Origin of the sequence: Cloacibacterium sp. TD35 (assembly GCF_028864635.1) — a bacterium.
Taxonomy (GTDB): Bacteria; Bacteroidota; Bacteroidia; order Flavobacteriales; family Weeksellaceae; genus Cloacibacterium.
The window spans coordinates 485,777-509,646 of record NZ_CP104850.1 but is presented as its reverse complement, the minus strand read 5'-3'; the positions used below and the strand labels follow the sequence as shown (position 1 = coordinate 509,646).

Annotated in this window: 21 protein-coding genes; 12 read left to right on the top strand and 9 right to left on the bottom strand. The window is 33.2% G+C overall.

Features of this window, described 5'->3' with window-relative positions; all coding sequences use genetic code 11:
- The first annotated feature begins 8 nt into the window (after positions 1-8).
- The 7 genes from N7277_RS02235 to serS all read left to right on the top strand — a co-directional run bounded on the left by N7277_RS02235 (position 9) and on the right by serS (position 7,358).
- Entirely contained in the window at positions 9-794 is a 786-nt protein-coding gene (locus N7277_RS02235) for a (Fe-S)-binding protein (RefSeq protein ID WP_274780136.1), read from the top strand.
- Between the two features lie 65 nt (positions 795-859).
- Entirely contained in the window at positions 860-1,348 is a 489-nt protein-coding gene (locus tag N7277_RS02230) for a hypothetical protein (protein WP_274780135.1), read from the top strand.
- A gap of 113 nt (positions 1,349-1,461) precedes the next feature.
- Complete coding sequence (locus tag N7277_RS02225) at positions 1,462-2,598, top strand: glycosyltransferase (protein WP_274780134.1); 1,137 nt, start codon at positions 1,462-1,464, stop codon at positions 2,596-2,598.
- The gene (locus N7277_RS02220; protein ID WP_274780133.1) at positions 2,595-4,244 is read left to right on the top strand and encodes an asparagine synthase-related protein; all 1,650 of its coding nucleotides are present in this window, start codon (positions 2,595-2,597) and stop codon (positions 4,242-4,244) included. Before N7277_RS02225 ends, N7277_RS02220 begins: the two co-directional genes overlap by 4 nt.
- A complete protein-coding gene (locus N7277_RS02215) occupies positions 4,245-5,489 on the top strand; it encodes an oligosaccharide flippase family protein (protein ID WP_274780132.1) in 1,245 nt (414 codons plus the stop codon). It begins immediately after the preceding gene.
- Positions 5,490-5,507: 18 nt separating this feature from the next.
- Entirely contained in the window at positions 5,508-6,014 is a 507-nt protein-coding gene (locus N7277_RS02210) for a hypothetical protein (RefSeq protein ID WP_274780131.1), read from the top strand.
- A 75-nt stretch (positions 6,015-6,089) separates the two neighbouring features.
- Positions 6,090-7,358 carry a serine--tRNA ligase gene (serS, locus tag N7277_RS02205; protein WP_274780130.1) on the top strand — a complete coding sequence of 423 codons (1,269 nt, stop codon included), beginning with the start codon at positions 6,090-6,092 and terminating at the stop codon, positions 7,356-7,358.
- Between the two features lie 90 nt (positions 7,359-7,448).
- Here serS and N7277_RS02200 read toward each other — a convergent pair whose 3' ends face one another.
- The 8 genes from N7277_RS02200 to N7277_RS02165 all read right to left on the bottom strand — a co-directional run bounded on the left by N7277_RS02200 (position 7,449) and on the right by N7277_RS02165 (position 16,241).
- Positions 7,449-8,183 (bottom strand): sulfite exporter TauE/SafE family protein, encoded by a 735-nt coding sequence (locus N7277_RS02200; RefSeq protein ID WP_274780129.1) that lies wholly within the window; start codon positions 8,181-8,183, stop codon positions 7,449-7,451.
- On the bottom strand, positions 8,174-8,623 hold the full coding sequence (locus tag N7277_RS02195; protein WP_446715119.1) for a FixH family protein: 450 nt from the start codon (positions 8,621-8,623) through the stop codon (positions 8,174-8,176). Before N7277_RS02195 ends, N7277_RS02200 begins: the two co-directional genes overlap by 10 nt.
- Positions 8,624-8,643: 20 nt before the next feature.
- A complete protein-coding gene (gene ccoG, locus N7277_RS02190; RefSeq protein ID WP_274780128.1) occupies positions 8,644-10,089 on the bottom strand; it encodes a cytochrome c oxidase accessory protein CcoG in 1,446 nt (481 codons plus the stop codon).
- A 70-nt stretch (positions 10,090-10,159) separates the two neighbouring features.
- A complete protein-coding gene (locus N7277_RS02185; RefSeq protein ID WP_274780127.1) occupies positions 10,160-11,029 on the bottom strand; it encodes a cbb3-type cytochrome c oxidase N-terminal domain-containing protein in 870 nt (289 codons plus the stop codon).
- 21 nt (positions 11,030-11,050) lie between these two features.
- The gene (locus N7277_RS02180; RefSeq protein ID WP_274780126.1) at positions 11,051-11,233 is read right to left on the bottom strand and encodes a CcoQ/FixQ family Cbb3-type cytochrome c oxidase assembly chaperone; all 183 of its coding nucleotides are present in this window, start codon (positions 11,231-11,233) and stop codon (positions 11,051-11,053) included.
- A gap of 26 nt (positions 11,234-11,259) precedes the next feature.
- Positions 11,260-13,539, bottom strand: a complete 2,280-nt coding sequence (ccoN, locus tag N7277_RS02175; protein WP_274780125.1) for a cytochrome-c oxidase, cbb3-type subunit I — start codon at positions 13,537-13,539, stop codon at positions 11,260-11,262.
- Positions 13,540-13,559: 20 nt separating this feature from the next.
- Positions 13,560-13,721: a cbb3-type cytochrome oxidase assembly protein CcoS gene (ccoS, locus tag N7277_RS02170; protein ID WP_213190401.1), complete on the bottom strand. Its 162-nt coding sequence runs from the start codon at positions 13,719-13,721 to the stop codon at positions 13,560-13,562.
- A gap of 141 nt (positions 13,722-13,862) precedes the next feature.
- The gene (locus tag N7277_RS02165) at positions 13,863-16,241 is read right to left on the bottom strand and encodes a heavy metal translocating P-type ATPase (RefSeq protein WP_274780124.1); all 2,379 of its coding nucleotides are present in this window, start codon (positions 16,239-16,241) and stop codon (positions 13,863-13,865) included.
- Positions 16,242-16,338: 97 nt separating this feature from the next.
- On the opposite strand from N7277_RS02165, the gene N7277_RS02160 reads away from it, so the two are divergent.
- The 3 genes from N7277_RS02160 (at position 16,339) to N7277_RS02150 (ending at position 18,703) form a co-directional block, all read left to right on the top strand.
- Complete coding sequence (locus N7277_RS02160; protein WP_074650861.1) at positions 16,339-17,052, top strand: Crp/Fnr family transcriptional regulator; 714 nt, start codon at positions 16,339-16,341, stop codon at positions 17,050-17,052.
- Between the two features lie 64 nt (positions 17,053-17,116).
- Positions 17,117-17,932 carry a 3-methyl-2-oxobutanoate hydroxymethyltransferase gene (panB, locus tag N7277_RS02155; protein ID WP_274780123.1) on the top strand — a complete coding sequence of 272 codons (816 nt, stop codon included), beginning with the start codon at positions 17,117-17,119 and terminating at the stop codon, positions 17,930-17,932.
- Between the two features lie 66 nt (positions 17,933-17,998).
- Positions 17,999-18,703: an RluA family pseudouridine synthase gene (locus N7277_RS02150; RefSeq protein ID WP_274780122.1), complete on the top strand. Its 705-nt coding sequence runs from the start codon at positions 17,999-18,001 to the stop codon at positions 18,701-18,703.
- Positions 18,704-18,780: 77 nt separating this feature from the next.
- Here the strand turns inward: N7277_RS02150 and N7277_RS02145 are convergent, their stop codons facing one another.
- Positions 18,781-21,054 carry an aconitate hydratase gene (locus N7277_RS02145; protein WP_274780121.1) on the bottom strand — a complete coding sequence of 758 codons (2,274 nt, stop codon included), beginning with the start codon at positions 21,052-21,054 and terminating at the stop codon, positions 18,781-18,783.
- A gap of 153 nt (positions 21,055-21,207) precedes the next feature.
- On the opposite strand from N7277_RS02145, the gene N7277_RS02140 reads away from it, so the two are divergent.
- Positions 21,208-21,576: a DUF2752 domain-containing protein gene (locus N7277_RS02140; RefSeq protein WP_274780120.1), complete on the top strand. Its 369-nt coding sequence runs from the start codon at positions 21,208-21,210 to the stop codon at positions 21,574-21,576.
- Positions 21,577-21,738: 162 nt separating this feature from the next.
- Positions 21,739-23,841 carry a TonB-dependent receptor gene (locus tag N7277_RS02135; protein WP_274780119.1) on the top strand — a complete coding sequence of 701 codons (2,103 nt, stop codon included), beginning with the start codon at positions 21,739-21,741 and terminating at the stop codon, positions 23,839-23,841.
- The last annotated feature ends 29 nt before the right edge of the window (positions 23,842-23,870 follow it).

Sequence of the window (23,870 nt, the reverse complement as noted above, 5' to 3'; positions counted from 1 at the left end):
TTATAAAAATGGATTTACATATAAAAACAATGGCAGAATATGCTGCCGAAGGAAAATCTCCAGAAGTTCTTTTTTGGGTAGGTTGTGCAGGAAGTTTTGATGACAGAGCCAAAAAAATTACTAAAGCATTTGCTAAAATTTTAAATAAAGTAGGAGTAGAATTTGCAGTTCTTGGTCAAGAAGAATCTTGTACTGGAGACCCTGCAAAAAGAGCTGGAAATGAATTTATTTTCCAGATGATGGCATTAACGAACATAGAGGTTTTAAACGCTTACGAAGTAAAGAAAATCGTAACGGCTTGTCCGCATTGTTTCAATACTTTAAAAAATGAATATCCTAGTTTAGGAGGTAATTACGAAGTAATGCACCATACACAATTGCTTCAACAATTGATGGAACAAGGAAGACTGAAAATAGAAGGAGGCGCCTTCAAAGGTAAAAAAATTACATTCCACGATCCATGTTATCTAGGAAGAGCGAATGATGAATACGAAGCACCAAGAGTTCTTTTAGAAAAATTAGATGCAGAATTGGTAGAAATGAAGCGTTGTAAAACCAACGGTTTATGTTGTGGAGCTGGAGGTGCACAAATGTTTAAAGAACCAGAAAAAGGCAATAAAGACATCAATATCGAAAGAACAGAAGAAGCACTTGCACTTAATCCAAAAGTAGTAGCAACGGGTTGCCCTTTCTGTAACACCATGATGACAGATGGTGTAAAACACTTCAACAAAAATGAAGAAGTAGAAGTAAAAGATATTGTAGAACTGATTGCAGAAGCAGAAGATTTGTAGAAATATTGCTGGAAGATGGATGCTTGATGTCATCCATCACCCAACATCTAACATCCAACAATTTTATGAAAATAGAAGAATCAACCATAGTAGAGACCAATGATTTCAGAGTCATTATTTATCCCGCTTCCAGAGCATTAACCGCTAAAGAAGTAAAGGAAATTACTGAGAAATTGTATGATTTTCTTCCTACTTGGAATGCACATGGAAAATTATTGACGTCATCTTTTAAAATAGACTACAAGCAATTTATCATCATTACAGTAGATGAAGAAAAAGTAGAAGCCTCTGGCTGTTCTATGGATTCTCTAAACGGATTTATGAGAGAAATAGAAGCAGAATATCAGTTAGGGATTTTTGATAGAATGAAAGCTTGCTATAGAGAAAATGAAGAAGTGAAAACCATGAAATTGTCCGAATTCAGAGCTGCTGTTAGAAACGGAGAAATCTCTGAAGATGTAGAAGTTTTTGATTTTTCTAAAGATACTTACGTAAATTATTTATCAGACTTTTTACTTCCATTCAAGCGAAGTTGGGCTGGTTTTATTAAATAAATTTTAAAAAGTCGGGTTTTTTATCCCGGCTTTTTTATTTCAAGCTACAATTTGACTTTAGTCAAAATCTATTTCCTAGAAAGTTTTCTTTAAATTTGTATAAAACAATCTGCTTGAGCAATCATACACGACATAAAATTCTCTTCATTTCGTCTTGGTTTCCTAATCAATTAGAACCTACGAATGGAAACTTTGTACAGCGTCATGCAGAAGCTGTTTCTTTGCTTCATGATGTGGGAGTTCTTCATGCGATTGGCGATTTTAACCAAAAAGAGAAATTCGTTTTTGATGATCAAGTTATCAATGGAATCAGAACGCTGATTGTATATTACAAGAATTCCAAAAATCCACTGCAGAATTTTTTGAGAAGAATGAAAGCCTATCAATTGGGTTTCAAAAAAATGCAAAAACCAGATTTGGTTCATGGGAATGTTCTTCATAATAATATGTTTTTTGCAGTATCACTAAAAAGAAAATACGGAATTCCGTTTGTGATTTCAGAACATTGGTCAATTTTTCAAGAACAGAATCATGCTAAAAGTTCTAAATCTGCTCGCTTTTTAGCAAAGAAAATAGCAGAAAAAGCATCTTTCATTCTTCCTGTCACCGAAAATTTAATTTCAGGTTTGCGAAAATTAGGAATCACTACTCCTATGAAAGTAGTCGGAAATGTGGTAGATACAGATTTGTTTTCGCCTAAGTGTAAAGAATCTGAAAACTTCACTTTTTTACATATTTCTAATCTAATTGCTCTTAAAAATCCTAAAAAAATTATCAAAGCAGCAATAGATTTACATCAAATAAATCCCCATTTTGAATTACAAATTGGCGGTGATGGCGATTTGAAGCCTTTACAAGAAATTATCCATGAGAACAAGGCAGAAGATTATATCAAAACTTTTGGGATGCTTAGTTTAGAACATGTTTCAGAGAAAATGAAAACAGCGAATTGTTTTGTACTTTTCAGTGATTATGAAAATCAACCTTGTGTGATTTTAGAAAGTTTAGCTTCTGGGATTCCTGTTATTGCTACGAACGTTGGCGGTATTCCAGAATTGTTAAGTGGAAATAGAGGCGTTTTAATAGCCAAAAATGATACAGGTTCTTTATTCCATGCTATGAAAAATGTTTTGGACAAGAAAGTAGAATTTGAAACCCCTGAAAATGCAAGAAAATTTGTAGAAGAAAATTATTCTAAGCAAGTAATCGCCGAAAAATTTTCTGAAATTTATAATCAAGTTTTATCATGAGAAAAGGGTTTTCGGTTAGAATTTTCAATGGAGAAATAGAATCTTTTTGTAGATTTCAAGAAGGGTTATTTGATAATGTGATTATAGAAGATGAACGTTTTCTCATCGCTATAGAAGGGGTAATTCTCAATAAAAAATCACTTTGCCAGGAATTTGCCTCATCAAATTTTAATGACTTAGTTCTTGATTTATTCAAGCAAAAAAAACAACATTTTTTTGCACTTTTAGAAGGTGAATTTTCAGGGTTCATTATAGATAAAAGTGAAAAAACAGTGTTCGCGTTTACCAATGTCACTTCTACACAAAAGGTCTTTTATTATCGTTCAAAGGATTTAATTCTCATTGACACCTCTATTAAAAATATTGTGGAGAATTTAAAATCCAATAATATTCAATTCCAAATTGATGTAGAAAGTATTTACCAAATGCTGGCTTTTACCAATATTATTGAAAATAAAACACCAATAAAGAATATTTTTAAAATTTATGATGCATCTTATATAAAAGTTGATGCAGAAAATTTATCTATAAAAGAAGAGCAATATTTTAATGTAGAAGCAGAGAGATTTTTAGGAAGCAAAAATGAAGCAATTGATACCATTGACGAAATTTTTTCAAAATCGATTGCGTTAGAATATGAAAAAGATGATGAACTAGGCAAAAATCATTTTTCTCTTTTAAGTGGAGGTTTAGACAGTAGAGTTGCCGTTTTATATGCGGAAAAATTGCAGCTAAATCCCAATAAAGTTTTTTGTTTTTCGCAGAGCAATTATTTAGACGAAACCATTTCTAGGAAAATCGCTGAAAAATTTAATTTTGATTATGATTTTGTTCCATTAGATGGCGGAATTTTCTTGAAAAACATAGATAAAATGGTTTCTATTTCAGAAGGAATGGTTTTATACACAGGAGCTATTCATGCTGATTATGCGATGCAAAATATGGTTGGTGATAACTTTGGATTAATTCACTCTGGACAAGTTGGTGATGGTGTTTTAGGTGGTTTTAATACGGTTCCCGATGTACAAAAACCTACCAACAAGAAAATAGTAGTTAATAGTCATTTTTTACCAAAAGTCTCTGAAAATCTAGAAAAAATAAAATCTCAATATGAGAGAGAAGAGCTTTTTTATCTCAGGAATATCGCTTTTAACAGGGCCGTTTTTGGAGGGCAAGTATTCCAGCAGTTCTCGTATCAGACTTCTCCTTTTATGACAAAAGATTTTATGAGTTTTGCTATAAGTTTGCCAGAAAAATGGAAATTTAACCATCGTTTTTACTTAGAATGGATTAAAGAACATTGTAAAGAGGCAACTCTTTTCAAATGGGAACGAACCATGATGAACCCCAATGCTCATTGGAAAACGACTCTTGGAGATCATTTTAAAAAAAGATTGGTAAATGTTTTTTACAATAAAATTTTCGGAAAGGAATATAAAATAAGCATGTATCCTTATCAATTTTATTTTGATTCAAATCCAAAAATTCAATCTTATTATAACGATTATTTTCAGTCAAATATTTGGTTTTTAGACGGTTATAAAGAACTTCAAAAAGATATTCAAGAATTATATCATCGTAAAGATTTTTTTTCAAAATCTTCAGCGGTGAATATTCTCGCTATTTTTAAATATTATTTGTCATAAATGAAGAGCCTTCAAGAATTTTTGCAGAATTTTTTTAAAAATAAAGGTCAATACGTTTTTTTTTCACTATTGATTGCAAAAGTCTGTGGACTTATTTCGTCTATTGCGGTGGTAAGATTGCTTTCGCAAAGTGATTTTGGAATGATGACAATTGTGGCTTCTGTTTTTGCGGTTTTTGCTACTTTTAGTGGATTTGGTTCTGCGCAAGGATTTTTAAGATTCGGAGCCACTGCAGAGCAAACAGAAGAAAAAGAAAAACTTCACCAGCATTTTTTTCTTCAAGGATTTTTGTATCAGTTAATTCTTTCTGCTCTTTTTATCCTTTCAAGCATTTTTTTCGTTAAGCAATATGGTAATGTTTTGCTGATTTTTATATTTTTCACCATTCGGCTGATTGGTTTTTATTTTTTCAATCATATACAGTCTTACTTTAGGGTGTATCATGATAACAAGAACTTTGCTCGAGTGAATAATGTGGTCAATGTTTTTGGACTGATTTTAATTATTATTTTAACTTACTTTTTCGGATTAAAAGGATATTTATTGGCTATTTCACTTGCGCCATTTTTATCTTTGTTCTGGTTTTTTAAATATAAAATTCTAAACTTTCAGAGAATAAAATTTCAAAAAAAAGAACTTTGGAGTTATTCGTTTCATGCTGTTTTTACTGCTTTTTTATCAGATTTTCTGTTTTCTTTAGATATCTTACTTTTGGGATTTTTATTAAACGAAAATGCGGTAGCAGATTATAAAGTAGCAATAATTTTACCTTCCAATCTTACCTTTTTGGCATTGTCTATGTTACAAGCAGATTTTCCTAAAATCGCTAAAAACGCTCATAATCAATCCTTTGTAAAAGATTATATTTCAAATTACTATAAGATTTTCATTCCGATTTGTTTGGTTATTTTTGGAATATCATTTTTCTTTGCCAAAGAAATTTTAACGATATTTTTCTCGGCTCAATATGCCAATGAAATCCAAGTGTTTCAAATTTTAGTAGTGACATTTTTAATGAATATCTTGTTCAGAAATTTATTTGGTAATCTACTTTCTGCAGTTGGAGAAATGAAGAAAAACACAGTTATTTCTATATTTTCATTGATTGTTTTGGCGATTTCTGCTTATCTTTTAGTTCCAAAATTACAAATCTTAGGAATGGGAATCAGTGTTTTTTTAGCGATGAGTTTTTCAGGATTTCTAGGCATGTTTTTTTTCTGGAAGTATTTTAAAAAATTAGGTTAGAAAAATTATCTTTGCAATATGAAGTTCAGCAGATTAATTATTTTAGGAATTTTAATTTTTCTTAGCTCTTGTAGAGGAGAAGATGAAAGTGACTTGCAGAAAATAGACCAAGTTCTTAATATTTACATCAAAAACTCTGCTGGAAAAGATTTGCTCAATACCAATATTCCTGGAGGTTTTACCGCAGTGAGAGCTCAGGATTTAAATGCGGATAGAGCTTTGCAAGATATTACAGGAATTTCCGTGAAAAAAGACCAAGACACGATTGCTTATGTAGATTATGCAACTGGTGCGGTTAGAATTTTAAAGGATTCTATTTCGGCAAGTCAAAAAACGTATCAATCTGATTTTTACATCAATCTTTCTAAAATAGTAAATAAAGAAACGGTAACAGATGTAGACACAGTAAAAGTAGAGTACAGTTGGTCTCCTAACTTGTTTCAAGTCTCCAAAGTTTGGTATAATAATAAACTTTCGTTTTCTAAAGTGGAAGGACAGCCAAACATCATTCATATCGTAAAATAATTCCGTAAATTTGCATAAATCATTAAAATTTGAGTTTTATTTCAGACTCAAATCTTAAATCTCAAACCAAATAAGATGTTACAAGTAAGTTTTTTGCGCGAAGAAAAAGAACGCGTTTTAGAAGGTCTTAAAAAAAGAAATTTTAAGCAATTAGAGTTGGTAGATGAAGCTATCCAATTAGATGACGAACGTAAAAAAACACAACAAGAATTAGACTCGCAATTGGCTGAAATCAATAAAATTTCTAGAGAGATAGGAATTTTAATGAAAGAAGGAAAAAAAGAAGAAGCCGAAGCTGCTAAATCTAAAACGGCTCAATACAAAGAGTCTTCCAAAGAACTTACCACAAAACTTTCGGAAATAGAAACCGCGTTGCTTAATATTTTATATCAAATTCCAAATATTCCTTATCACTTAGTTAAAGCTGGTGTTTCTGCTGATGATAACGAAATCGTTTATCAATCTCACGAAGTTCACGGCTTGGGAGAAGGTGCTATTCCGCATTGGGAATTGGCAAAGAAATATAGTTTAATTGATTTTGAATTAGGCGTAAAAATTGCAGGTGCAGGTTTCCCAGTTTACTTAGGAAAAGGAGCGAGATTACAAAGAGCTTTGGTTCAATATTTCTTAGATAAAAATACAGACGCTGGTTATTTAGAAGTTAATCCGCCTCATGTTGTGAATGAAGCTTCTGGTTATGGAACAGGACAGTTGCCTGACAAAGAAGGCCAAATGTATCACGTAGGAATTGATGATTTATATTTAATTCCAACTGCAGAAGTTCCCGTAACGAATATTTACAGAGATGTTATTTTAGACGAAAAAGATTTGCCAATTAAGAACACTGCTTTTTCACAATGTTATAGAAGAGAAGCGGGTAGTTATGGTGCTCATGTTCGTGGTTTAAACAGATTACACCAATTCGAAAAAGTAGAAATTGTAAGAATTGAAAAGCCAGAAAATTCATATGCAGCTCTTGAAGAAATGGTAGCGCATGTAAAATCTATTTTAGAAGATTTAGAATTGCCATTCAGAATTTTAAGATTGTGTGGAGGCGACCAAGGTTTCACTTCTGCGATGACTTATGATTTCGAAGTTTGGAGTGCTGCGCAAGAAAAATGGTTAGAAGTTTCTTCTGTTTCTAATTTTGAAACCTTCCAAGCGAATCGTTTAAAATGCAGATTCAAAGGTGACGGAAAAACACAACTAGCACATACATTAAACGGTTCTGCAATGGCTTTGCCTAGAATTATGGCTGCTCTGTTAGAAAACAATCAAGTAGAAGGCGGAATTAAGTTACCGAAAAAAGTAGCGGAATACGCTAGATTTGAAATGATTGATTAAAATTTTAATTAGAAATATTTTTAACATAAAAAAACCACCGAAATTTCGGTGGTTTTTGTTTTTATGATAAAGTCGTTAATATTCTATATTTTAATGGCAGTTTTCGTCTGAAGTTTTCTCTGAGTTCATTTTCTTCTCTACCTTCAAAGCTTCCTTTTTAGGAGATATGTATGGGATTCCTAATTCTAGACCTCTTAGAATGAATAAACCGCCTAAAATGAGCATAACAATTGGTACAATCTTAAGAATTTTGTTTCTAAGAGCCGTGTTAATTAGATTTCCGAAAAGAACAGTGGCAAACATGAACGGAAATGTTCCCAAACCAAAAATAGCCATAAAACTTGCACTTTGCCAAATTCCGCCTGCTGCTAAACTGGCAGTAAGTGCCATATAAACCATTCCACAAGGAAGAAGTCCGTTTAATAATCCTGTTAAAAATCGAGAGGAATAATCAGATTTTTGTAAAAATTTTCCGAGATTGATTTTAACTTTGAGCAAAGCATTATTAATGGCTGGAATTTTTGAGGCAAAATCTCCTCCGAAAGAGAAAAGTGCCATAACCATTAATAAAACTCCTGCAAAAATGCTGATGTATTGCTGAATTCCTGCGAGCTGAAAACCTTCGCCTACAATTCCTACAATGGCTCCTAAAATAGAATAAGTGAGAATTCTGCCGAATTGATAAGTAAGATTTTGAAGATGGAAATTAACTTGTTGTTTTTTAGACAATCCTAGCGAAAGCGCAATGGGACCGCACATTCCTATACAGTGGAATCCGCTTGCAAAACCTAAACCTAGTGCCGCTAAAATAAGAGTTATTTCCATTCTACGTCATAATCTACTTGGTAATCTTTTCCATCTTTGGTCCACAAAACTTTTAGTGTATATGAACCAGGAATCATAAAATTCTTAGGGATTAAAAAGCTATTATCAGTATCTAGTTGTACAGAACCTGTTTTGTCTTGGGTTTTGTCATTGGTTCTGTATAAATAGTACTCTATTTTAGCATTTTCATTGTTGATATCTTTAGGGAAAGCAATTCTAATTCCGTAAGGCAACTGTGCATATTGAGGTTTTGCAGTTAAGTTTGCCGCATTTTTTTTAGCGATGATCACTTTTTCATAAGATAATTCGTCTTCATAATAATTTTCGGTAACCAACTCAGAATTCTGTTTACCAATTGGAAAAATGAAAATTAAATACAAAATAAAGGATATAAAAAGTCCTAAAGCGACTACTATACCATGTCCCCAAGTGAATTTCATTAAAAATATTTTTTAAAAAATTAGAATTGTAACTTAAATGGACCTTCAAAATTGGTTTCGAAAGTGTCTAAAAGTTTTCCTTTAGAATCATAAACGCCAAAAGTAACAATTAATTTTGGTTGGTTCACTTCTTTTTCAGGGAAACTTACATTTACAGTTCCTTTGGTGATTTTGTCACGTTTTAGAGCGATAGTACTGTTTCCACTGAAAATAACTTCACCATGTTTTGGTTCAATTACTTTTATGGTAACAAGTTTATCATCATTAGTTTTGTTTAGGAAGGTGTAATTGTAGGTATTATTAATTTTTCCGTCTTTCACATAGAAAGAACTTCCCGCTGGTTTGATGAATTTAGCTTCTAAACCACCTCTGTTGTTTAATAAATAGCCTAAAATACCTACTAATGCTAATAGAACAAGCGAGTATGCTTTCATTCTATTAGTAAATTTGAATTTTTCTTCTTTTTCGATTTCGTCTTCTGTAGCGTAACGAATAAGACCTGTAGGTAAACCTGTTTTGATCATTACTTCATCACAAGCATCAATACACATAGTACAGTTGATGCATTCTAACTGTTGACCATTTCTAATATCAATACCAGTAGGACAAACGACTACGCACTGATTACAATCGATACAATCTCCTTTTCCTGCAGCTTTTCTGTCTTCACCCTTTCTCCATTTTGCTCTGTTTTCTCCTCTTTTATAATCGTAGAAAACGTTTACGGTTTCTTTGTCAATCAATACACCTTGTAATCTGCCATAAGGACAAACAAGTGTACAAACTTGCTCTCTGAACCAAGCAAAAACGAAGTAAAATAATCCAGTGAAAATTACCATTACAATGAAATTAGTAGGGTATTCTACAGGACCGCCTTTCATGATTTTTAGCGTGTCTTCTACACCTACGATGTACATGAACATCCAATGCGTAATGATAAGAGAAATGACTACATAAACAGACCATTTCAATCCTTTTTTCCAGATTTTTTCTGCATTCCAAGGTTGACTGGCTAATCTAATTTGTTTGTTTCTATCTCCTTCAATCCAAAATTCTATTTTACGGAAAACCCCTTCCATAAAAATAGTTTGTGGACAAATCCATCCACAGAAAATTCTTCCGAAGATTGCGGTAAAAAGAATAATGAAAACAAGAGAAGTAATTGCTCCTAATGCAAGAATAAAGAAGTCTTGCGGATAGAATGGTTGCCCGAAAATAAAAAATTCTCTATCGATAATATTTATTTTGAGCATTGCATTTCCATTTATTTTAAGAAATGGAGTAATAAAGAAAATGGCTAATAAAATGAACGTGACAATATCTCTGTAATTGGTAAATTTCCCTTTTGGTTTTTTAGGATATACCCATTTTCTAGAACCTGATTGTTCTATAGTTGATACAGAATCTCTGAAGGTTTCTGCATGAATTACTTGACCAGCGCCAAATTGTTCTTCTTTATTAGCCATTTTTGTATGTTATTTATTATAAAAACTAACTTTTCATATTTTCTTTTATAACAAATATAATTTTTTAAATTTATTTTTCCCAATTTGCCTTGGTTCCTTGTGGAGCAGCTCCACCAGCAGCATCTGGCATTTCTTGGTTAATGTGGTAGATGTATGCAGCTACTTTTTCGATGTCGTTGCCGTTAAGAACTCCATTTTTACCGAAAGCTTGCATTGCAGGATTGTTTGGACTACCATTTTCAACCATGTGGAATACATTTTTGAATAATGTTTTTTCTGGTTGATTGATCCAGAAATCATCTGTTAAGTTTGGTCCAATTCCTCCTTTTCCACCTTCACTGTGACATGATACACAGTTGGTTTTGAAGATTTGTTCTCCTTCTGCAATATTATCTGCAATATATTTTGCCGTTTCGATAGTCGCTTTAGGAGTAACTGCGTCATAAGCTGCGATATCTGCTAATTGCTGTTTGTGCTCTGCTTCATATTCTTTGTCTGGGTGAGCAAAATCTGAAACTGAGTAGGCAATTAAATAAACTACTGCATAAATTACGCCAAAATAGAATAAGCCTAACCACCATTTTGGTAATTGATTATCTAATTCTTTGATGCCATCAAAACCGTGGTCAATAAGGATGTCTTTTTCTTCAACATCTGATTGTTTTTTGAAACCACTGTCATATAATCTTTTGAAGAATGGAATTTCTTTTTCTTTTAAGAAAGTTGCTTTTTCTGCATCTGTCATTTGCTTGAATCTTTCGTTTTCAGCTAATGCACCGATTGCATTGAAAATGTATGCTAAAACAATACCAATTACTATAGTTCCCCAGAAATAAGGAGAAGATAAGAAAGAGGTATTTTGTATAAACATGTAGAATAAAAATACTAAGATAAATAATATTGCTACTATGTTTACAAGTACGGGTGTTCTATGTTTCATGACTCTTGTTTTTTAGAACTTTTAATTGTTATGATCATCTTCTAAAGGAGCTTTTTCAACTTCGCTGTAGTGTTTTTTCGGTCTAGAAAGAACGTATAACACAGTGCTGATGAAAAATATGATAAAGATAATCATAGACAATGTTTGGTAGATTCCTGCATTATCTATATTTGCTAAGATATCTTTAATATTACTTGGTATCATATTGAAAAAACTCCTTTATTAGATTATTAATTATTGCTTGCTGTTTTTACTTCGGTAGTTTTAATGTCTGTACCTAATCTTTGTAAATAAGCAATTAAAGCAACGATTTCTCTCTTTTCTACAGGAACGAATGCTGCACCTTGCTGAGCTTTTTGAGCATCAAATGCTTTTTTGATTTCAGCATCTCCAGAATAGATTCCTTCTACAATTTTAGCAGCTTGTTCGTCTACTAATTTGTCTACATTATTGATTTCTTCATCTGTATAAGGGTGACCAAATACATTTTTCAATAATACTAATTTATCCTTAGTTTTAGTTCTGTCTAGTTCGTTATAGATTAACCATGGATATCTAGGCATGATAGAACCTGGAGAAGTAACTCTAGGATTCAGCATGTGTTTGAAATGCCAAGTATCTGGGTTTTTACCTCCTTCTCTATGCAAATCTGGCCCAGTTCTTCTAGAACCCCATAAGAATGGTCTGTCATAAATAAATTCACCAGCTTTAGAGTATTGACCGTTTTTACCATTGTAACGTACAACCTCATCTCTAAATGGTCTAATCATTTGAGTGTGGCACGCATTACAGCCTTCTCTAATGTATAAGTCTCTACCTTCTAATTCTAGCGGAGTATAAGGTTTTACTGATGCGATAGTAGGAACATTATCTTTTACAGTTAATGTAGGGATAATTTCTACCATACCTCCAATTGCTAATGCCACGAAAGATAATAGAGTTAAATATAATGGCATTCTTTCTAACCAAAGGTGTTTTCCTTCTCCTTCTTTTCTAGCATCAGAAATTTTTGCTAATGCAGGAGCTTCTACTGGAACTTCTTTTTCGAATGAACCTTGTCTTACAGTAGCAATAACATTAATAACCATAAGAATAGAGCCAGTAAGATATAATAACCCACCAAAAAATCTCATTTGATAGTAAGGAATAATTGCCGTAACAGTATCTAAAAAGTTTTTATATACTAAAGTTCCATCTGGATTAAATTGTTTCCACATTAAACCTTGTGTAAATCCTGAAAGATACATTGGTACTGCGTAGAAAATAATACCTAAAGTACCTAACCAGAAATGCCAATTTGCTAATTTTACAGACCACAATTTTGTTCTCCACATAATTGGTAGTAAATAATAAATCATACCAAATGCCATAAAGCCATTCCAACCTAATGCACCTACGTGAACGTGACCAATTACCCAGTCTGTAAAGTGACCGATTTTATTTAATGTTTTTGTTGCTAAAAGTGGTCCTTCGAAAGTTGCCATACCATAACAAGTAACTGCAACCACGAAGAATTTAAGAACAGGATTTTCTCTTACTTTATCCCAAGCTCCTCTTAAGGTTAATAAACCATTAAGCATACCTCCCCAAGATGGAGCAATAAGAGCAATAGAGAACGTAGTACCTAAAGCTTGTGCCCAACCTGGAATTGCTGTGTATAACAAGTGGTGAGGACCAGCCCAAATGTAAACAAATATTAATGACCAGAAGTGGATGATAGAAAGTTTATAAGAAAACACAGGTCTATCAGCTGCTTTTGGCATAAAGTAATACATTAAACCAAGTACTGGAGTTGTTAGGAAGAATGCTACCGCATTGTGACCATACCACCATTGTACTAAAGCATCTTTTACACCAGCATAAGCTGAATAAGATTTCCATCCTGCAAATGATAAAGGAACTTCTAGATTGTTGAATACGTGTAGCATCGTAATACCTACCCATGTTGCAATGTAAAACCATATAGCAACATATAGGTGTCTTACTCTTCTCTTGGCAATAGTACCAAACATATTAATACCCATTACAATCCAAATAATAGCAATCATAATGTCAATTGGCCATTCATGTTCTGCATATTCTTTAGAAGTATTTATACCCATTAGAAAGGTAATTGCTACTGTAACAATTATTAATTGCCATCCCCAGAAATTAATCCAAGAAAGAACGTCACTAAACATTCTTGCCTTTAATAATCTTTGTAAAGAATAATAAGCACCTGCAAAGAATCCATTACCTACAAATGCAAAAATAACTGTGCTGGTGTGCAACATTCTCCATCTGCCAAATCCAAACGCACCATTAGTACTTACAAGTCCTTGAATGTCTCCACTTCTTAAACTTGCAATTGTAGGGTCATCTGTTCCAAAAAGGAATTCTGGTAACTCTGGATAAAATAACATTGATGCAACAGTTACACCAAATGTAAAACCAAGTACTCCCCAGACTATTGTAGCGTAAAGAAACGCACGCACAATGCCATTGTCATAACTAAACTTTTGTGTTTCCATATTAACTAATCACTTTAATTTTAATTTTTTTCTTCAGATTTTTCTTCTTCTATATCTGTTTTTTTGTCTTCTAATAAAATTCTTACTGCGTGAGATTCGTCATCGTCAAACTGACCATTCTTGGCACTAATAATAAAGACTATTAGAAAAATTACAGCGATTGAGACACTGCAGATGATCATTAAATAGAGAATTTCCACGATTTTACAAATATAAAAGGATTTTGCGCTTCAAAATTAATGTTTTTTAATGACTTTCATCATGGTCTGTTAAAAAAACGTTAATTTTAAAATATTCTAAATAAGATTTTTTTTATCTTATTATTAAAATTTGAAGTATTTTCTTGATCTTAACCATGTTGATAATGAGGTAAATGCAACTACACTTATCGAGCTTAAAGGCATCAAAATTGCAGCAAACAAAGGAGACATCTCGCCGAGAACTGCTGCGGTTAAACCTACCACATTATATAGAAAACTAATCCCAAATGTTAATTTTACAATGATCATAGCATCTTTCGTGAGTGCAAAATAGTCATGCAACTTTGTCAAAACCCCTCCATTCATGATCACATCTGAACTCGGCGTGAAAGAATTGGTGTCATCTGCAATCGCAATTCCTATGTTACTTTGTTTCAGCGCACCCGCATCATTTAGTCCATCTCCAAGCATGGCAACTTTTTTGCCCTGATCTTGTAAATGTTTGATATACTCTAATTTATCTTCCGGAGATTGACTGAATCTCATTTCGGTAATACTTGGAATTATATTTTTAAGCGTTTTCTCTTCAGAAGAGTTGTCTCCGCTTAAAACATGGATTTTATAACCCCTCAGTTCCTTTGCCATTTCGGCTAAACCATCTCTGTATTCGTTTTTGAAGATAAATTTCCCTAAAAACTCACCATCTCTTTCTATAAAAACGGCAGTTTCTAGTGATTTAGCTTCTTGATGGGTAAATTTTGCAGAACCAATTTTATAAACTTTCCCTCTTACCGTGGCTTCATAACCTTTTCCAGCGGTTTCTTTGAAGTTTTCAATCGGTAGATATTCATCTTCTACTTCTATAAACTCGTAAAGCGATTTAGAAAGCGGGTGATTAGAATTTTTGAGTAAAGATTTTATGTTTTTTAAATCAAATTCAGCGATTTCTTGACCTTCAAAACTAATGTTGGCTTTTTTATTATAGGTAATCGTGCCTGTTTTGTCAAAAACCAAAGTGTCAATTTTTGCCATTTTTTCAATAGTGTGAGCGTCTTTCACATACATTTTATTTCTGCCAAGAATTCTCATGATGTGCCCCATTGTAAATGGAGTAGAAAGTGCTAATGCACAAGGACAAGCTACAATCAAAATCGCAGAAACCACCTGAAACATTTTTTCAAAATCTATTTGATACCAATAAATTCCAGCAAAAAGGGTAATGGCTAAAATGATGAAGGTGAAATATTTAGAAATCTTATTCACCAAAGTGTCGAGTCCTAAATCTTCTTTTCTAAAAGCTTCTTTGTTCCAAAGTTGAGTTAAATAACTTTGGTTCACAGTTTTTATTACTTCCAGTTCTAAGATAGAACCAATTTGTTTTCCCCCTGCAAAAATTTTATCCCCAGGATTTTTGGTAATCGTAGCACTTTCACCAGTAATGAAACTATTGTCTATATTTCCTTCTCCATTAATTAAAACCGCATCTACAGGAATAATTTCTTGGTTTCTTACTAAAATTCTATCGCCAACTTTAATATCAGAAAGTAAAATATTTTGTTGTTGTCCCCCAAAATCTACTTTGGTTACCGCAATTGGATAAAAAGATTTGTAATCTCTATCATACGAAAGTGCAGAATAAGTTCTCTTTTGGAAAATTTTACCCAATAACATGAAGAATAACAATCCACAAAGTGTATCAAAATATCCTGGACCGTAATTGGTTGCGATTTCGTAGACACTTCTAAAGAATAAAACCAGAATTCCTAAAACAATAGGGACATCTATGTTTACAATTTTATTTTTCAAACCAAACCACGCAGATTTATAATAGTCTGATGCAGAATACACTACCACTGGAATGGAAAGTAAGAAAGTTAAAAATCTGAAAAACGGCGCAAACTCTTCTAACCAGAAATCTACTGAAGAGCCCGTGTTTAAATATTCTGGGAACGCAAACATCATTGCATTTCCGAAGGCAAATCCTGCAACTGCTACTTTTATCGTGAGGCTTCTGTCTACTGTGGCTTCTTTTTTGTCTGCCGTTTCTAATGAAATTACAGGTTTATAACCAAGATTCGTTAGGAATTTTGCCAATTCACTCAGAGGTAATTCGTTTTGGTTGAAAGAAATTTGTAGCGTTTTCTTGGTGAAATTTACCTGAGAATATCTAATATTCGTGTTCAAATCTTGTAAACTTTCAAGTAACCAAATACAAGAGCTACAGTGAATCACTGGGATTTTAAAGGTGACTACACTGGTATTCCCTTCAGAAAAATCTACTACTTTTTCGAAAATTTCTGGAGTATCTAAATAATCAAATTGAGAAAGATTTTCGTCTGGTCTAATTCCAGAATTTTTATTTAATTCATAAAAATTTCCGAGATTATTTGCATTAAGAATTTCATAAACAGATTTGCATCCGTTACAACAAAATGCCTTCTCATCGAAGAAAATTCTATCTTTATCTATTTCTTGTCCACAATGGAAACAATTTTCTGCCATCTGCTTTTGTTAAATGTGCAAAAATAATACAAAAATTCTTTATGATTAATAAGAAAAAAATGATAATTTTGCTGACGAAAATCATAAAAATTCATCTATGTCTTTAGAAAAACAAATTTTTATTGAAAACAAGTTTCTAAGTGTTTTTAATGACAAGGCTTTTAAGGAAATTCTATCTAAAGAAGATTACACTAAATATATCAATGCTAAGCAAACTCTTTTCTTTAACAAAGGAGAATCTCTTTTCGAGGAAGGAAGAAATGTAGAAGGTGTTTTTTTTATAGAAAGTGGTACAGCAAAACTTTATAAACTAGGTTTTAATAGAAAAGAACAAATCTTAAGATTCATCAAAGAAGGTGATATTATTGGTTACAGAGCGCTATTAATTGGTGAAGCTTATCAAGCTACTGCTGAAGCGATGAGCGATTTACAAGCTACTTATATTCCTGCAGATGTATTTCTTCATTTGCTAGAAGTAGACCCTCAATTGTCTTTTGCAATGCTTCAGAAAATCTCTTTCGAATTGGGCGAAAGTTCTAATACGGTAACTTTCTTGGCTCAAAAAACAGTAAGAGAAAGATTAGCAGAAGTACTTCTTCTTCTAGAGCAGAAATTAGGAACAGACCCAGAAGGTTTTATCAAAATTTCTTTAACAAGAGAAGAAATTGCTAACTTAATCGGAACTGCTACAGAAAGTGCCATCAGATTAATCTCAGAATTTAAACAAGACAACTACATAGAAGTGGAAGGAAGAAACTTAAAAATCTTAAACCACGAAAAACTAAGAAAATTAGGACACGTAGTTTTATAAAAATTAAAAATGTCGACCGCGAGTCGGCATTTTTTTATACTTTTACTCTTTAAAATTTATTCCCATGTCAGTACATTCCGAAATTAAAAAAGTAACAACCGAAACCTTACGAAAAATGAAATTCGATAAGGAAAAAATCACAATGCTTACCGCATATGATTATACCACTGCCAAAATGGTAGATGCAGGTGGAGTAGATGCTATTTTAATAGGAGATTCGGCGGCGAATGTAATGGCAGGTCACGAAACTACTTTGCCTATTACTTTAGATCAAATGATTTATCACGCTCAGTGCGTAGTGAGAGGAGTAGATAGAGCATTAGTAGTTGCAGATTTACCATTCGGAACGTATCAGTCAGACCCGCAAAAAGCGTTGGAGTCTGGTGTAAGAATGATGAAAGAATCTGGAGCTCACGCTATAAAAATAGAAGGAGGTGAGGAAATTGCAGATTCTGTTTCTAGACTAATCAATGCAGGGATTCCTGTAATGGGACATCTTGGACTTACGCCGCAATCTATTTATCAGTTTGGAACTTATAAAGTACGTGCTAAAGAAGATGCAGAAGCCGAAAAACTAATAAGAGATGCTAAAATTTTGGAAGAACTAGGGTGTTTTTCATTAGTTTTAGAAAAAATACCTGCTGAATTAGCAAAAAAAGTTTCGGAGAGCGTTTCTATCCCAACTATAGGAATTGGAGCTGGTCCAGATTGTGACGGTCAAGTTCTGGTTTATCATGATATGGTAGGGATGAATAAAGGATTTTCTCCGAAATTTTTAAGAAGATATTTAGACCTTTATACAGAAATTACAGGAGCAGTTTCGCAGTATGTAAAAGATGTAAAAGATGTTTCCTTCCCGAATAAGAACGAAAGTTACTAGGTAAATAAAAGTTGAGTTTTTTGTTCAACTTTTTTTATTTCCTAACTTTGCACTTTCCTATAGAAAATGCAAAAAATAAATTCAGATATATCTTCTCAAATCATCTATGAAGACAACCACCTTTTAATCATCAATAAAAAAGTTGGACAATTGGTTCAAGGTGATAAAACTGGCGACGAATCTCTGCTAGATTCTATCAAAAATCACATTAAAATAAGAGATAATAAACCAGGAAATGTTTTTCTAGGTTTGGTTCATAGAATAGATAGGCCTACTTCTGGTTTGGTTATTTATGCCAAAACTTCTAAAGCACTTTCTCGTCTTACGCAAATGGTAAAAAACCGTGAGATTAAGAAAACATATTGGGCAGTTGTAGCCAAGGAAATTATTCCGCCTTCTCAAAGATTGGTTCATTATCTCAAAAAAAATGAAAAAAATAACAAAGCAATTGTTTTCCCAAAACCAACTGAAGGTGCAAAAGAAGCGATTCTTACTTATAATATTGTTAAATCTTTAGACAATTATCTTCTCCTTGAGATTGATTTGGAAACAGGAAGACATCACCAAATCAGAGCGCAGCTTTCTAAAAACGGCACGCCCATAAAAGGCGATTTAAAATACGGTTCGCCACGTTCTAATCCTGATGGAGGTATTCATTTACATGCCAGAAAATTAGAATTTATACATCCTGTAACGAAAGAAAATATTGAAATTACAGCGCCAGTTCCTCAGAATGATGCCGTTTGGCGCGCTTGCGAAGAAAATGTTTAATTTTTATAAATCAAAATATTACAAAATAAAAACCACCCGAATTTTCGAGTGGTTTTTTAGTATTTATGAAAAAAAGCTTATGCTTTTTTAGCTTCTTCAGCAATTAGATTAAGTGCAGAACCAGCTTTAAACCAACCAATTTGTTGTTCGTTATAAGTATGGTTTGCTAAGATGGTTTCAGTAGTCCCATCTTTGTGAGTAATCTGAATTTGAAGTGGGGTATTAGGCGCGAAACCTTCCAGATTCAAGAAATCAAAAGTATCATCTTCTTGGATTTTATCATAATCCTCAGCATTTACAAAAGTTAATGCAAGCATACCTTGTTTCTTAAGGTTGGTTTCGTGGATTCTCGCAAAAGATTTTACTAAAACTGCTTTTACACCAAGATGTCTTGGCTCCATTGCAGCGTGTTCTCTAGAAGAGCCTTCTCCGTAGTTTTGGTCTCCTACTACAATTGAAGGAACGCCTGCTGATTTATAAGCTCTTTGTACTGCAGGAACTTCACCGTATTCTCCAGTTAATTGGTTTTTAACTCTGTTAGTTTCTTTGTTAAAGAAGTTTACAGCACCGATTAACATGTTGTTAGAAATATTATCTAAGTGACCTCTATATTTCAACCAAGGACCAGCCATAGAAATGTGGTCAGTAGTACATTTTCCTTCAGCTTTGATGAGAAGTTTAGCGCCTGTAATATTTTTACCATCCCAAGGAGAGAAAGGTTCTAATAATTGTAATCTGTCTGAAGTAGGAGAAACAATTACTTGAACAGCAGAACCGTCTTCCGCAGGAGCTTGGTAGCCATTATCTTCTACGTCAAATCCTTTTGCTGGAAGTTCAGAACCTTTAGGTTCATCTAGTTTTACTTGCTCACCATTTTGGTTGGTTAATGTATCTGTAATTGGGTTAAAATCTAATCTACCAGAAATTGCTACAGCAGCTACCATCTCAGGAGAAGCTACGAAAGCGTGAGTATTTGGGTTTCCATCAGCTCTTTTTGCAAAGTTTCTGTTGAAAGAGTGAATGATAGAGTTTTTCTCTTGTTTTTCAGCGCCTTCTCTGTCCCATTGTCCGATACATGGTCCACAAGCGTTGGTAAAGATTCTAGAGTTTTCAAATTTTTTGAAAGTATCAATCAGGCCATCTCTTTCTGCAGTATATCTTACCTGTTCAGAACCTGGGTTAATTCCTAAAATAGCTTTTGGTTTTACACCTTTAGCTACAGCGTCTTCTACAATAGAAGCTGCTCTTGATAAATCTTCGTATGATGAGTTGGTACAAGAACCAATTAAAGCCCATTCAATATCAAGTGGCCAATCATTAGCAAGCGCTTTTTCTTTCATTTCAGCTACTGGAGTTGCTAAGTCTGGAGTGAAAGGCCCATTAAGGTGTGGAGTTAACTCAGAAAGATTAATTTCAATTACTTGATCGAAATATTTTTCTGGCTCTGCGTACACTTCAGCATCACCAGTTAAGTGTTCAGCAATTTTATCGGCAGCATCTACTACTTCTTGTCTTCCTGTTGCAGCAAGATATCTTCTCATAGAATCATCATAACCGAAAGTAGACGTGGTAGCACCAATTTCTGCACCCATGTTACAGATAGTACCTTTACCAGTAGCAGAAAGAGATACAGCTCCTTCTCCGAAATATTCTACAATTGCACCAGTTCCACCTTTTACAGTAAGGATACCTGCAACTTTTAGGATAACATCTTTAGCAGAAGCCCATCCGTTTAGTTTTCCTGTTAATTTTACACCGATTAGTTTAGGCATTTTAAGTTCCCAAGCCATACCAGCCATTACGTCAACAGCATCAGCTCCACCAACTCCGATGGCTACCATTCCTAAACCACCTGCGTTTACTGTGTGAGAGTCGGTACCAATCATCATTCCACCAGGGAAAGCATAATTTTCTAAAACTACTTGGTGAATAATACCAGCGCCTGGTTTCCAGAAACCAATTCCGTATTTATCACAAACAGAGCTTAAGAAGTTAAAAACTTCATTATTTTTATTAAGACCTTCTTGTAAATCTTTATCAGCACCAATTTTTGCTTGAATTAAGTGATCTGCGTGAGCTGTAGAAGGAACTGCAACCTTTGTTTTACCAGCTTGCATAAATTGTAAAAGTGCCATTTGCGCAGTTGCATCTTGCATTGCTACTCTATCTGGAGCGAAATCTACATAAGAGTTTCCTCTTTCGTAAGCTTCTGTTGCGCTACCTTGCCAAAGGTGAGCGTAAAGAATTTTTTCTGAAAGTGTAAGAGGTTTTTGTACTACTTGTCTTGCCGCAGCAATTCTTTCAGGGTAGCGCTCGTACACTTTTTTGATCATATCAAGGTCAAAAATCATATCCTCAAAATTTAAAATTAGTGATTATATTATAAGTTGCCCAAATTTACAAAAATTTTAGTTTTTTATTAGAAAAAATCAAAGGTTTTCTTGATAAAAGTTATGTGATAAATCTATTTTGATTCAGAAATTAATAAAACTTATCTTTGTTTCATGACAAAAAAGATAACTTTTTGGCTTTCAGTGTGCTTAATTCTATTGCTAGTAGGATATTTCTTTGTTTTTAATCCCGCTCAGAATCCTTCTTGTTTTTTGCCTTGTTATATTTATGAAATTACAGGTTACCAGTGTTCAGGCTGCGGTTCACAAAGGGCATTTTACGAGGTTTTACATTTGAATTTCCGAGAAGCGTTTCATCAAAATGCACTTGTGTTATTCGGAATTCCTTATTTTTCTTTGATTTTCTTTACCAGTTTTCATCAAGAGAAATATGCTAAGTTGAGACAGTTTCTCATCGGTAAGAAAACAATACTAATTTTGTTCATCATCGTAATTCTTTTCGGTATTTTTAGAAATTTATAAAAATTTTATACATTTGCACTCAAGAAAAAGGGGTGCTGTAAAAAGCTGAGATTATACCCAAAGAACATAGAACAGGTAATGCTGTTTATGGAAACGTCTTTGATGTATTTTTCGCACGTGGCATCCTTTTATTCGATTTGTTTAATTTTTTACAACATCAGAATGAAAGGATTTATTATTTTAGGGCTAGGAATGAGCTCTGTTCTCTCTGCACAAGTAGATACTGTGCAAGTAAAAGAAATTCAAGAGGTTAGCTTTACAAAAAGGCTACCGGTTTCCAAAGAAATTATTAACGTACAAAAAGATTTAGGAGCTAAAAATCTAGGTCAAGATTTGCCTATTTTGCTCAAAAATCAAATGTCTGTAGTTGCAACTTCTGATGCAGGAAACGGAGTGGGTTACACTGGTTTCAGAATTAGAGGAAGCGCAGGGACAAGTATTAATGTAATGCTGAATGGTGTTCCGTACAATGATTCAGAAAGTCAGGGAACTTTTTTTGTGAATATTCCAGACATGGCAAGTTCTGCATCGCAGATTGTAATCCAGAGAGGAGTAGGAACTTCTAGCAACGGTGTAGCAAGTTTTGGGGCAAGTGTGAATATTTTGACCAAAAATCCAGAGGAGAAACCTTATTTTTTGACCAATCAAAGCGCAGGAAGTTTTAATACCTTTAAACATTCCTTTGAAGCAGGAACAGGAAAGTTTTTGAACGATTTATTTTCGGTTTCGGCAAGGTATTCTATCATAAATTCAGATGGTTATATCGATAGAGCCTTTTCAAAATTAAATTCTTACAATATCAATGCACTGTTTGAAAAAGGCAATACGAAACTGAGATTTTTAACTTTCGGAGGGAAAGAAAAAACTTATCAGGCCTGGAATGGAATTGATAAGTCTACCTATGAATCTAACCCGAAATTTAATTATTCTGGAGCGATTTATGATGCTAATTGGGAGAATATTATTGGGTTTTATGATAATGAAACCGATAATTACCGACAAAACCATTATCATTTACTTTGGGAACAAAAACTCGGTAAAATTTGGAATCTAGAAACTACTTTTCACCTTACTCATGGAGAAGGTTACTATGAAAATTATAAGCAAGATGCTAAATTTTCTAAATATGATTTACCAAACATCATAGAGAATGGAAATACCATTACCAGAACAGATTTTATTAGAAAAAAATGGTTAGATAATGATTTTTATGGCGTAGTTTCTAGTCTTTATGGAAATTTTGAAAATGTGAATTTGAATTTCGGAGTAGCCGCAAATCAATACTTTGGAAGGCATTTTGGGAATGTATCGGGTGTGAAGTATACTGATATTTTCGAGCGTGAATACTACAGAAATAATGCTCTGAAAAATGAAGTTTCAGGTTTTGCGAAAGCCATTTATAAAATTGAAAAACTTGAATTTTTTGGAGACTTACAGCTCAGAAATATTGACTATAAAACGTATGTTTTAGATGAAAATGCAGAAGAAGGAGCAAATTTAAGCCAGAAATGGACGTTTTTTAATCCAAAATTCGGGGTGAATTATCAGATAGAAAACGGAAAATTATTTTTCTCATACGCTCATGCTCACAGAGAGCCCAACCGTGATGATTTATTTGCCAATCCTAATACGAAGCCAGAAAAATTACATGATTTTGAAGTCGGTTTAGAAAAAACTTTTGGTAATGTTTCTTTTACCGCAAACGCTTATTACATGAATTATGTAAACCAATTGGTTCTGAGTGGAGAAATCAATATGGTGGGAGAATTCATTAAAATTAATTCTGGAAAATCTTATAGATTAGGTTTAGAATTGGGAACTTTGGCTAAAGTCTCAGAAAAACTGAACTTATTAGGAAATATTACTTTGAGCCAAAATAAAAATGTAGATTTCAAAATTGAAGAAAACTCTACCGTGACCAATCTGGGAAATACCGATATTTCTTTCTCTCCTAATATTATTGCCAATGCGGTAATTCAATATAAGCCTATTAAAAATTTACAGTTAAATCTTAGTAATCAATATGTTGGAAAGCAGTATTTAGATAACACCGCAACTAAATCACTACAACTGAATGATTACTTCTTGACCGATTTTAATGCGCAATATGGGTTTAAAATTGCAAAACAAGAGGTGAGTTTACAATTTATGCTGAATAATATTTTTGACAAAAAGTATGTAAATAATGGTTTTGTGTATGATGGGCCTTACTATTATGCACAAGCTGGCAGAAATTTCATGGTGGGCATAAATATTAAGTTGTAAAAAATCATTCCAAGAAATAAAGGTTGGAA

Bases quoted from the DNA above. Each gene is read 5' to 3' on its own strand.
- N7277_RS02235 (WP_274780136.1), top strand. From the start codon at position 9: ATGGATTTACATATAAAAACAATGGCAGAATATGCTGCCGAAGGAAAA.
- N7277_RS02230 (WP_274780135.1), top strand. From the start codon at position 860: ATGAAAATAGAAGAATCAACCATAGTAGAGACCAATGATTTCAGAGTC.
- N7277_RS02220 (WP_274780133.1), top strand. From the start codon at position 2,595: ATGAGAAAAGGGTTTTCGGTTAGAATTTTCAATGGAGAAATAGAATCT.
- N7277_RS02215 (WP_274780132.1), top strand. From the start codon at position 4,245: ATGAAGAGCCTTCAAGAATTTTTGCAGAATTTTTTTAAAAATAAAGGT.
- N7277_RS02210 (WP_274780131.1), top strand. From the start codon at position 5,508: ATGAAGTTCAGCAGATTAATTATTTTAGGAATTTTAATTTTTCTTAGC.
- serS (WP_274780130.1), top strand. From the start codon at position 6,090: ATGTTACAAGTAAGTTTTTTGCGCGAAGAAAAAGAACGCGTTTTAGAA.
- N7277_RS02200 (WP_274780129.1), bottom strand. From the start codon at position 8,183: ATGGAAATAACTCTTATTTTAGCGGCACTAGGTTTAGGTTTTGCAAGC.
- N7277_RS02195 (WP_446715119.1), bottom strand. From the start codon at position 8,623: ATGAAATTCACTTGGGGACATGGTATAGTAGTCGCTTTAGGACTTTTT.
- ccoG (WP_274780128.1), bottom strand. From the start codon at position 10,089: ATGGCTAATAAAGAAGAACAATTTGGCGCTGGTCAAGTAATTCATGCA.
- N7277_RS02185 (WP_274780127.1), bottom strand. From the start codon at position 11,029: ATGAAACATAGAACACCCGTACTTGTAAACATAGTAGCAATATTATTT.
- N7277_RS02180 (WP_274780126.1), bottom strand. From the start codon at position 11,233: ATGATACCAAGTAATATTAAAGATATCTTAGCAAATATAGATAATGCA.
- ccoN (WP_274780125.1), bottom strand. From the start codon at position 13,539: ATGGAAACACAAAAGTTTAGTTATGACAATGGCATTGTGCGTGCGTTT.
- ccoS (WP_213190401.1), bottom strand. From the start codon at position 13,721: ATGATCATCTGCAGTGTCTCAATCGCTGTAATTTTTCTAATAGTCTTT.
- N7277_RS02165 (WP_274780124.1), bottom strand. From the start codon at position 16,241: ATGGCAGAAAATTGTTTCCATTGTGGACAAGAAATAGATAAAGATAGA.
- N7277_RS02160 (WP_074650861.1), top strand. From the start codon at position 16,339: ATGTCTTTAGAAAAACAAATTTTTATTGAAAACAAGTTTCTAAGTGTT.
- panB (WP_274780123.1), top strand. From the start codon at position 17,117: ATGTCAGTACATTCCGAAATTAAAAAAGTAACAACCGAAACCTTACGA.
- N7277_RS02150 (WP_274780122.1), top strand. From the start codon at position 17,999: ATGCAAAAAATAAATTCAGATATATCTTCTCAAATCATCTATGAAGAC.
- N7277_RS02145 (WP_274780121.1), bottom strand. From the start codon at position 21,054: ATGATTTTTGACCTTGATATGATCAAAAAAGTGTACGAGCGCTACCCT.
- N7277_RS02140 (WP_274780120.1), top strand. From the start codon at position 21,208: ATGACAAAAAAGATAACTTTTTGGCTTTCAGTGTGCTTAATTCTATTG.
- N7277_RS02135 (WP_274780119.1), top strand. From the start codon at position 21,739: ATGAAAGGATTTATTATTTTAGGGCTAGGAATGAGCTCTGTTCTCTCT.